Origin of the sequence: Staphylococcus sp. MB377 (genome assembly GCF_001922505.1) — a bacterium.
Taxonomy (GTDB): domain Bacteria; phylum Bacillota; class Bacilli; order Staphylococcales; family Staphylococcaceae; genus Staphylococcus; species Staphylococcus haemolyticus.
This window is the reverse complement of record NZ_MAON01000033.1, coordinates 230,976-242,342: the sequence shown is the minus strand read 5'-3', so window position 1 is coordinate 242,342 and position 11,367 is coordinate 230,976. Positions and strand designations below refer to the sequence as shown.

Genomic DNA, 11,367 nt, shown 5'->3' with positions numbered 1-11,367 from the left:
ATTAAGTTGTGAAGGAACCTTTATTATATTTTCCTAGCTGTAGTTTTCCTTATAAGGGTGAAACAATTGATTCTTGGTGAATATTGTTCACCCCTTTTTTATTGCAAAATGAAAAATTGTTTGTAAAACGTTTACATGTATTTTGTGCACCTATATTGATGGAACACTAAAAAAAATTATGGTAATTTATTATTAAAGAGAAATATAGTTAGGAAAGGGAATGTCGTCATGAAGAAAATTGCGGTTTTAACTAGTGGTGGAGATTCACCAGGAATGAATGCTGCTGTTAGAGCAGTTGTGCGTAAGGCGATTTATAACAACATTGAAGTTTATGGAATTTATCAAGGTTATCAAGGATTACTTGATGACAATATTCATAAACTTGAATTGGGTTCAGTAGGGGATACAATTCAACGTGGAGGAACTTTCCTTTACTCTGCAAGATGTCCACAATTCAAAGAGGCGAGTGTAAGACAAAAAGGTATAGAGAATTTACACAAACGTGGTATTGAGGGACTAGTAGTAGTTGGGGGAGATGGCAGTTACCGAGGTGCCCAACGTATTAGTGAAGAGACGAAAGATATTAAAACAATAGGAATTCCAGGTACTATTGATAATGATATTAATGGTACTGACTTCACTATTGGGTTTGACACAGCGTTGAACACAATTATTGATAGTGTAGACAAGATTAGAGACACTGCTTCAAGTCATGCTAGAACCTTTATTGTAGAAGTTATGGGACGTGATTGCGGTGATTTAGCATTATGGGCTGGCTTATCAGTCGGTGCTGAAACAATATTAGTTCCTGAAGTCAATACAGATATTAAAGATATTGCCGAAAAAATAGAAAAAGGTATCAAACGAGGTAAAAAACACTCAATCGTCATGGTAGCTGAGGGCAGTATGAGTGGCCAAGAATGCGCGGATCAATTAATGAAATATATTAATGTTGATGCACGTGTGTCTGTACTGGGCCATATCCAACGTGGTGGTAGCCCATCAGGTACTGACAGAGTATTAGCTTCACGCTTAGGTGGTTACGCCGTTGATTTATTAATACAAGGTCATTCTGGACATGGAGTAGGTATTATGAATAACAAATTGACTGCCACACCATTTGATGAAATTTTCAATGGTAACGACCATAAATTCAATACTGATATTTATGAATTAGCGAAAGAGTTATCTATTTAATTTAGGAGGCTTTTTAAAATGAGAAAGACTAAAATTGTATGTACAATTGGACCTGCATCAGAGTCTGAGGAAATGTTAGAAAAATTAATGAAAGCTGGTATGAACGTAGCGCGTTTGAATTTCTCTCATGGTAGTCATGAAGAGCATAAAGCACGTATTGATACGATTCGTAAAGTAGCTGATAAATTAGGTAAAACAATTGGTATCCTATTAGATACTAAAGGACCTGAAATTCGTACTCATGACATGAAAGATGGCTTAATTATGCTTGAAAAAGGCAAAGAAGTTATTGTTAGTATGTCTCAAGTTGAAGGTACACCTGAAAAATTCTCAGTAACTTATGAAGATTTAATCAACGATGTTCAAGTAGGTTCTTACATTTTACTTGATGATGGTTTAGTTGAACTACAAGTAAAAGACATCGATAAAACAAAAGGCGAAGTTAAATGTGATATCTTAAATACTGGTGAATTAAAAAATAAAAAAGGCGTAAATTTACCAGGTGTAAAAGTTAATTTACCAGGTATTACTGATAAAGATGCTGATGATATCTTATTTGGTATCAAAGAAGATGTTGATTATATCGCAGCAAGCTTTGTACGACGTCCAAGTGATGTCTTAGATATTCGTGAAATTCTTGAAAGAGAAAATAATCATAATATCACTATTTTCCCTAAAATTGAAAACCAAGAAGGTATTGATAATATAGAAGAAATATTAGAAGTGTCTGATGGTTTAATGGTAGCTCGTGGTGACATGGGTGTTGAAATTCCACCAGAATCTGTACCAATTGTACAAAAAGATTTAATCAGAAAATGTAATAAACTAGGTAAACCAGTTATCACAGCTACTCAAATGTTAGATTCAATGCAACGAAATCCTCGTGCGACAAGAGCGGAAGCTAGTGACGTTGCTAACGCAATTTATGATGGTACTGACGCAGTTATGCTTTCTGGTGAAACTGCTGCTGGTTTATATCCAGAAGAGGCTGTTAAAACAATGAGAAATATTGCGATTTCTGCTGAAGCGGCACAAGATTATAAAAAATTATTATCAGACCGTACTAAACTAGTAGAAACTTCATTAGTGAATGCTATTGGTGTTTCAGTTGCACATACTGCTTTAAATTTAAAAGTTAAAGCTATTGTTGCAGCAACTGAAAGTGGTTCAACTGCAGTAACTATTTCTAAATATCGTCCACATTCTGATATCATTGCGGTTACCCCTAGCGAGCACACTGCACGTCAACTTGCTTTAGTTTGGGGTGCATATCCTGTAATTAAAAAAGGTCGTAAAACTACTGATGACCTATTAAATAATGCAGTTGCTACAGCAGTAGAAACTGGAAGAGTTACAAATGGTGATTTAATTATTATTACTGCCGGTGTACCTACTGGTGAAAAAGGTACAACTAATATGATGAAATTACATTTAGTTGGAGATGAAATTGCAAAAGGACAAGGTGTCGGTCGTGGATCAGTAGTTGGTAAAACTGTAGTTGCTAACAGTGCTAGTGATTTAGAAGGCGTAGATTTAAGTGAATCAGTTATTGTTACTAATTCTGTAGATGAGACATTAGTGCCTTATATTGAGCAAGCAGTTGGATTAATTACAGAAGAAAATGGTATCACGTCACCAAGTGCGATTATTGGACTTGAAAAAGGTATTCCAACAATTATAGGTGTTGAAAATGCTACTAAAGAATTAAAAGATGGTATTTTAGTAACAGTAGATGCTGCTCAAGGTAAAATATTTGAAGGGTATGCTAACGTACTTTAATTCATTATTATAAATGATGGCTAACTTAATAAGATAAGAGAGCCAGAACAGATAATATTTCAAAGCGATATTGCAAATTCGCAATAGTTGATTAAACTGGGAATAAGCTCGTGAAGAGTTTTTCTCAGTTTTTTCATTTCACTAGAAAGAAATTCATTAAATGAGAATTTCAAATAGGAAAGTTAATTGAGTTATAAAATTTCATTTTGAATAAGGTTATAATTTGTGGTAATATAACATGGATTAATTGAGATATACTATTATAAGAAGGTTTAATTATTATGAAAGAAAATTTTTGGAGTGAATTACCACGTCCTTTTTTTATTTTAGCACCTATGGAGGACGTTACTGATACCGTTTTTCGACATGTTGTAAGTGAGGCTGCTAGACCTGATGTTTTTTTCACTGAATTTACAAACACTGAGAGTTATTGCCATCCGGAAGGTATTCATAGCGTTCGTGGAAGATTGACATTCAGTGAAGATGAACAGCCTATGGTAGCACATATATGGGGCGATAAACCCGAACAGTTTAGAGAAATGAGTTTTGGTTTAGCTGAAATGGGTTTTAAAGGTATAGATTTAAATATGGGATGTCCAGTAGCTAATGTCGCAAAGAAAGGTAAAGGTTCTGGTTTAATATTGAGACCTGAAACAGCTGCTGAGATTATTCAAGCTACTAAAGCTGGTGGATTACCTGTTAGTGTCAAAACCCGTTTAGGTTATTATGATATTGAAGAGTGGAAAGATTGGTTAAAACACGTTTTTAAACAAGATATCGCAAATTTATCTATACATCTTCGAACACGCAAAGAGATGAGTAAAGTAGATGCGCATTGGGAATTAATCGCAGCAATTAAACAATTAAGAGATGATATCGCACCTAATACATTACTAACGATTAATGGAGATATTCCAGATAGACAAACTGGACTTGAACTTGCCATGAAATATGGTGTTGACGGCGTGATGATAGGTAGAGGGATCTTTAATAATCCGTTTGCTTTTGAAAAAGAACCCCGTGAACATACTAGTAAAGAACTATTGAATTTGTTTAGATTGCATTTATCATTGTTTGAGAAATATTCAAATGATGAAAGTCAACAATACAAAAGTTTAAGAAGATTTTTTAAGATTTATGTGAAGGGGATTAAAGGAGCTAGTCAATTACGTCATCAATTAATGAGTACAGAATCGGTTGATGAAGCACGCGATTTATTAGATGAATTTGAGTCTAAAATTGAAGAAGATATAAATTAATTTTCTAAAACATTAGATATAGTTATTAGATAATAGGTTTATTATAAAAACAAGCCAGTAAATGAATTTTTATGTTAATTCATTTACTGGCTATTATAATCATTTAAGAATTTTAAATTATTTATTATTCTTAGCAACTTGTCTATATCTCAAATACATTAAACCTAGTAATATAAACCATATTGGAGTTAAGAAAATAGCATTTCTAGTTGTTTCATTTACAAATAATAAACAAAATACTAAGAAGAAGAATACTAATATTGCGTAACCCATATATTTACCACCAGGAAGTTTATAAGATACAGTTTTATGTAGCTCAGGATTTTTTCTGTGATAATTAATATAAGCAATAATAATTAATGCCCATACGATAATAAATAATACAGTCGAAATTGTTGTTACATAAGTAAACACTAACGTAGCATCCGGGAAGATGTAGTTTAATAATGCTGTTACTAATAATAATGCAGATGAACCAATAATAGCAAAATGAGGAACACCATTTTTATTAGTACTTCTAAAGATAGGTGGTGCTTGATCTTGTTCTGATAAACCAAATAACATACGACTGTTTGAGAATATACCACTATTACAAGATGATGCTGCAGCAGTTAATACTACAAAGTTGATCAATCCAGCAGCGAAAGGAATACCAATTAATGAGAATAATCTAACAAATGGACTTTCACTAGGGTCAACTTTATCCCAAGGAATAATAGACATAATTACCGCTAATGCACCAACGTAGAATACTAAAATTCTTAACGGTACAGCATTGATAGCTTTTGGAATTGTTTTCTGAGGATCTTTAGTTTCTCCTGCAGTTACACCAATCATTTCAATACCAACAAATGAGAACAATGCCATTTGGAATGACATAAAGAACCCAGATGCTCCGTGAGTAAAGATGCCATGTTTATATAAATTTGTAAAACTCGCATGTCCAAATTGTGTTTTATATGCCATTAAAATCATGACTAAACCTACAACGATTAAAGCGATGATAGTTATAATTTTAATAATAGCGAACCAGAATTCTAATTCACCAAATAATTTAGCACTAAGCAAATTAAATAGCATTAATATAAGCACACAGAATAGTGCACTAATCCAGTTTGGAATTGCAGGGAACCAGAAACTAACATATTTAGCAACAGCAGTTACTTCAGCCATACCTGTTATAATCCAGCACAACCAATAAGTCCAACCAGTTACAAAACCAGCAAACGGTCCTATGTATTCATTTGTCACATCGGCGAAAGATTTGAAGCGAGTATTTTGAATTATAATCTCACCTAAGCCTCTCATAAACATGAACAACATGAAACCTATAATAATATAAGTTAATAGAATAGATGGACCAGTCATTGCTATTGTTTGACCTGCTCCCAAGAATAATCCGGTACCTATAGCGCCACCAATAGCAATCAATTGCACATGACGATTACTCAATCCTCTTTGTAATTTTTCTTCAGCCATAAGACAACTCCCTTACATTTAATTAATATTATTATGCACTTATAAATTCAATTCGACAATTATTTTTCGAATTTTTTCTAAAAATCCCTCTAAATTTAGATTAAATAATTGTAATCAAGCTTGATAATTAAATTGAAATTTTCAATATTTTCTCATTAATTACATAATTTAAATTGGAATGAAAGCTTATATAATGGCGTTTATTGGGCGTTTAAGTAAAGATAAGTTTAAAAATTTAAAGTTAAATAGCATTTATTGAACGATATATAATCGTTCACAAAAGTTATCACATTGGCTATAATAGTATTTGAAAGCCATTACATTATGTATAAGAAAAGGGGAATTACTTATGGCAGAATTACAAAAAGGTTTAGAAGGGGTAATTGCAGCTGAAACTAAAATCAGTTCAATTATTGATAGTCAATTAACGTATGCGGGATACGATATTGATGATTTAGCAGAAAATGCATTGTTCGAAGAAATAGTGTTTTTATTATGGAATTATAGATTGCCTACTCAAGATGAATTAGATGCATTAAGAGAAAAATTTAATCATTATATGACTTTAAACCCAAGAGTTTATAAGCATTTTGAAGAATACGCAACTGATAATGTGCACCCTATGACGGCACTACGTACATCTGTATCATATATTGCTCATTTTGATCCTGATGCTGAAAATGAAACAGAAGAAAATAGAAAAGAAAGAGCAATACGTATTCAAGCGAAAATTGCATCTTTAGTTACAGCATTTGCGCGTGTTCGTGAAGGTAAAGAACCTGTTAAACCTAATCCTGATTTAAGTTATGCAGCTAACTTCTTATATATGTTAAGAGGAGAATTACCAACAGATACTGAAGCTGAAGCATTTAATAAAGCATTAGTGTTACATGCTGACCATGAACTTAATGCTTCTGCATTTACTGCACGTTGTGCCGTATCGTCTTTATCTGATATGTACTCTGGTATTGTAGCTGCAGTAGGTTCATTAAAGGGACCTTTACATGGTGGAGCAAATGAACAAGTAATGAGCATGCTTGCTGATGTTAAATCAGTTGATGAGGTTGATGCTTATTTAGATGAAAAATTCAAAAATAAAGAAAAAATCATGGGATTCGGTCATAGAGTATACAAAGACGGAGATCCAAGAGCCAAATATTTACGTGAGATGAGCCGAAAAATCACTTCTGAAACTGGTAGAAGTGAATTATATGATATTTCAATAGCTATTGAGAAACGTATGAAAGAAGAAAAAGGACTTATTCCTAATGTCGATTTCTTTAGTGCTACTGTATATCATAGTATGGATATTCCACACGATTTATTCACGCCAATTTTCGCGGTAAGTCGTACATCTGGTTGGACAGCACATATTCTAGAACAATATCGTGATAATAGAATAATGCGTCCTAGAGCTAATTACGTCGGTGAAACAAATCGTAAGTATTTACCAATTGAAGAAAGATAAATTATAAACTTTAATAGATTTCACAATATTTGGAGGTAAAATTATGTCAACTGAAAAAATTACTAGAATTAACGATGGATTAAATGTACCTAATGAACCAATTATTCCTTTTATTATTGGTGATGGTATTGGCCCAGATATTTGGAAAGCAGCGAGTCGCGTTATTGATGCGGCTGTTGAAAAAGCATATAACGGCGAAAAACGTATTGAATGGAAAGAAGTATTAGCAGGTCAAAAAGCTTTTGATAAAACTGGTGAATGGTTACCTCAAGAAACGCTTGATACGATTAAAGAATATTTAATCGCTATTAAGGGACCTTTAACTACACCAATTGGTGGTGGTATTCGTTCATTAAATGTTGCATTACGTCAAGAATTAGACCTATTTACATGCTTACGTCCAGTTCGTTGGTTCAAAGGTGTTCCTTCACCAGTTAAACGTCCACAAGATGTTGATATGGTTATCTTCCGTGAAAATACTGAAGATATTTATGCAGGTATCGAATTTAAAGAAGGTACTGATGAAGTTAAAAAAATCATTGATTTCTTACAAAATGAAATGGGTGCTACTAACATTCGCTTCCCAGAAACTTCAGGTATTGGTGTGAAACCAGTTTCTAAAGAAGGTACTGAACGTTTAGTTAGAGCTGCAATTCAGTATGCAATCGATAATAACCGTAAAACTGTTACGCTTGTTCATAAAGGTAATATTATGAAATTCACCGAAGGCGCATTTAAGCAATGGGGCTATGATGTAGCTCATAATGAATTTGCTGATAAGGTATTTACTTGGCAACAATACGATGAAATTGTTGAAAAAGATGGTAAAGATGCAGCAAATCAAGCTCAAGAAAAAGCTGAACAAGATGGAAAGATCATTATTAAAGATTCTATCGCTGACATTTTCTTACAACAAATTTTAACTCGTCCAGCAGAACATGATGTAGTTGCTACAATGAATTTAAATGGTGACTATATTTCGGATGCTTTAGCAGCTCAAGTGGGCGGAATTGGAATTGCACCTGGTGCAAACATTAACTATGAGTCAGGACACGCTATTTTCGAAGCAACACATGGTACTGCACCTAAGTATGCTGGTTTAAACAAAGTTAACCCATCTTCTGAATTATTAAGTTCAGTTCTAATGTTAGAACATTTAGGTTGGCAAGAAGCCGCTGATAAGATTACTGATGCAATTGAAGCTACTATTGCTTCTAAAGTTGTAACTTATGATTTTGCTCGTTTAATGGATGGTGCTACTGAAGTATCAACTTCAGAATTCGCTGATGAGTTAATTAAAAACTTAAAGTAATTTATTTACACATTAATAATTTAAAACTTTAAAAAATTAATAGATTGATGATGCATGGCACTAATGTAGTAGTTAACACAATAACGCAAGTTTTAAGGGATTCTCAATCTTAACAATTTTTAATAAAAGTGGAACAGTGAATTTAAATTAAATTCTGTTCCGCTTTTTTATTATAAAGTAAAGCAAATAACTATAATTTGTTAATAATTTTTTAAAAATAAATAAATAAATACTCAATATTTGGAAAATAATCATATGATTGTTAAGATTATGTAAATTTAATATGTTGTATGTTATTTTTGTTTTAACTTCCGTTATAATGAAATTGAAATGTTATATTAATTCAGGGAGGCACATTATGTCACAAAAAGTATTAGTGGTTGACGATGAGCAATCAATTGTAACTTTACTTAAATATAATCTTGAAACGGCTGGTTACATCGTTGAGGTAGCTTACGATGGTGAAGAGGCTTTGGAAAAGGTGAATGAAATTCAACCAGAACTTGTCGTTTTAGATGTAATGTTACCTAAGAAAGATGGTATTGAAGTATGTAAAACAATACGTTCTGATAAAAATTTAGTACCTATTTTAATGTTAACTGCAAAAGATGATGAGTTTGATCGTGTATTAGGATTAGAATTAGGTGCCGATGATTATATGACAAAACCTTTTTCTCCTAGAGAAGTAGTGGCGAGAGTTAAAGCTATCTTGAGAAGATCGAAATTTGCTAGTGAAATTGAAAAAGAAGATGTTGATGATGAGGATATATTGATTGAAAATATTAGAATCAGACCTGAATTCTTTGAGGTATATAAAGATGATGAATTATTAGAACTCACTCCTAAAGAATTTGAACTATTGTTGTATCTAATAGAAAGACAAGGGCGAGTAATCACTCGAGAGCACATGTTAAATTCAGTATGGAATTATGAATTCGCAGGCGATTCTCGAATTGTTGATGTTCATATAAGTCATTTAAGAGACAAACTCGAAGAGAATCCGAAACAACCTAAATTAATTAAAACTGTTCGTGGACTCGGTTATAAATTAGAGAGACCTAAAGCTTAATGCTTAAATTTCATCATAGATTATTATTGCTATTAAGCACAATTACTATAATCAGTTTTATTGGTTTAGGCGTCATTATTCATCATACAATTTATCAAATATTATCAACAGCTCAGGTTAGGGAACTCAAACATGTATCTGAAAATTTTTTGAAATTAAACAAGCAAAATGAGAATAATGAAATTAAAAATATTTCAGCTAATCAAAATTTAATTGTTAGAATTTCTGAAAATGGTAAAGTGATATACCAAATTGGTAACCAAAATAAAATAAATGATAACATTGATAATGAAGCTAATCCATCAAATATCATTTATAAAAGAGAAAATGGTCAGGTTAGATACACATTTAAAACAACTGTCAATGACAAAACGATATACATAAGTGGGATGAATACTGAGATTCTTGAATTACAAAAAAGTATGTGGAAGTATTTATCTTTAATAGGAATTATTGTTCTTTTAGCGATTTATTTAGCTGTTAGAAGTATCAATCGTACATATATTAGACCGATTAATGAAGTGACTTATGCTACCTCGTTAATTGCAGATGGATATTATCATGTTAGAGTACCTGAAAGCAATGTTAAGGAGACAAAAGCGCTATTTATCACAACTAACGATCTTGCAAGACGTTTACAGAAGCTTAATAATAAACAAAAAATGCAATCAAATCGATTAAAAACAACATTAGAAAATATACCAAGTTCAGTATTAATGATTGACAAACATGGTGAAATTGTGGTGGCCAATCATGCGTACTATGAGTTGTTTAGGCCAAACGGTAAGGTTGAAAATAAAAACTATACATCATATTTAGATCCTAAAATTCAACAATTAATTCTAGAAAGTTTTAAAACTGAAAAGCCATTATATGATCAGATAGAAATTTTATTAAATAATGTTCATCATAAATATTTCGATTTGTCATGTGTTCCAATACTAAGTAAATCTAAGAAAAAGTTACAAGGTATGGTTGTAGTAATGCATGACATTACAAATTTGAAAAAATTGGAAAACTTGCGTCGGGAGTTTGTTGCAAATGTATCTCATGAGCTTAAAACACCTATTACATCTATTAAAGGCTTCGCTGAAACACTCATCGAAGGTGCGAAAAATGATGAAGAATCACTTGATATGTTCTTAAATATTATTTTAAAAGAATCTAATCGTATTGAGTCTCTCGTTATGGATTTATTGGATTTATCACATATCGAACAACAAACAGAGATAGAAACAGCATTTATGAATTTATCAGAGCTTGCTTACACAACTATTGATAATTTACAAAACCAGGCAAGATATAAAAATATTAAAATAGTATCCGAAATAGAAAAAGATGTCATTATAGAAGCACATGAAAACAAAATTGCACAAGTCATTACTAATTTACTATCAAATGCAATTAATTATTCACTTGAGAATAATGAGGTTATTGTAAGAGTGTATAGAGAAGGACATGAAGTAAATTTAGAAATACAAGACTTTGGTATTGGAATAGATAAAAGTGATCAAAAGCATATTTTTGAAAGATTTTATCGGGTGGATAAAGCAAGAAGTAGAGATTCAGGTGGTACAGGTTTAGGTTTATCTATAACAAAACATATAGTAGAGGCACACCATGGAACGATTAATGTCGAAAGCAATATTGGTGAGGGCTCGCTATTTAAAGTTTCATTTTTAGATGAACAAGAATAATATCATTCAATTAAGAATGACTATAATATCGAGGTACAAGAACTTTTATTTTGATTAATAATTAATACTATTATTTTAAGGCCTTTCGTATACTTGAACCAAAAATT

General features: G+C 32.0%; 8 protein-coding genes. 7 read left to right on the top strand and 1 reads right to left on the bottom strand.

Annotated elements, in window-relative coordinates; all coding sequences use genetic code 11:
• The first annotated feature begins 228 nt into the window (after window positions 1-228).
• The 3 genes from pfkA to BB045_RS08285 all read left to right on the top strand — a co-directional run bounded on the left by pfkA (window position 229) and on the right by BB045_RS08285 (window position 4,235).
• The gene (gene pfkA / locus BB045_RS08295) at window positions 229-1,197 is read left to right on the top strand and encodes a 6-phosphofructokinase (protein ID WP_070580879.1); all 969 of its coding nucleotides are present in this window, start codon (window positions 229-231) and stop codon (window positions 1,195-1,197) included.
• An 18-nt stretch (window positions 1,198-1,215) separates the two neighbouring features.
• Window positions 1,216-2,976, top strand: coding sequence for a pyruvate kinase (pyk, locus tag BB045_RS08290; RefSeq protein ID WP_070580877.1), 1,761 nt, complete (start codon window positions 1,216-1,218; stop codon window positions 2,974-2,976).
• 281 nt (window positions 2,977-3,257) lie between these two features.
• Complete coding sequence (locus tag BB045_RS08285) at window positions 3,258-4,235, top strand: tRNA dihydrouridine synthase (protein ID WP_070441167.1); 978 nt, start codon at window positions 3,258-3,260, stop codon at window positions 4,233-4,235.
• Window positions 4,236-4,352: 117 nt separating this feature from the next.
• Here the strand turns inward: BB045_RS08285 and BB045_RS08280 are convergent, their stop codons facing one another.
• Window positions 4,353-5,714: an amino acid permease gene (locus tag BB045_RS08280; RefSeq protein ID WP_037551028.1), complete on the bottom strand. Its 1,362-nt coding sequence runs from the start codon at window positions 5,712-5,714 to the stop codon at window positions 4,353-4,355.
• Between the two features lie 349 nt (window positions 5,715-6,063).
• On the opposite strand from BB045_RS08280, the gene BB045_RS08275 reads away from it, so the two are divergent.
• From BB045_RS08275 to pnpS, 4 genes are all read left to right on the top strand, one after another.
• Entirely contained in the window at window positions 6,064-7,182 is a 1,119-nt protein-coding gene (locus BB045_RS08275; RefSeq protein ID WP_070580874.1) for a citrate synthase, read from the top strand.
• Between the two features lie 43 nt (window positions 7,183-7,225).
• The gene (icd, locus tag BB045_RS08270; RefSeq protein ID WP_070441160.1) at window positions 7,226-8,494 is read left to right on the top strand and encodes an NADP-dependent isocitrate dehydrogenase; all 1,269 of its coding nucleotides are present in this window, start codon (window positions 7,226-7,228) and stop codon (window positions 8,492-8,494) included.
• Window positions 8,495-8,852: 358 nt separating this feature from the next.
• Entirely contained in the window at window positions 8,853-9,563 is a 711-nt protein-coding gene (locus BB045_RS08265; RefSeq protein WP_037536805.1) for a response regulator transcription factor, read from the top strand.
• Window positions 9,563-11,260: a two-component system histidine kinase PnpS gene (pnpS, locus tag BB045_RS08260; RefSeq protein WP_070580872.1), complete on the top strand. Its 1,698-nt coding sequence runs from the start codon at window positions 9,563-9,565 to the stop codon at window positions 11,258-11,260. Before BB045_RS08265 ends, pnpS begins: the two co-directional genes overlap by 1 nt.
• Window positions 11,261-11,367 lie beyond the last annotated feature (107 nt).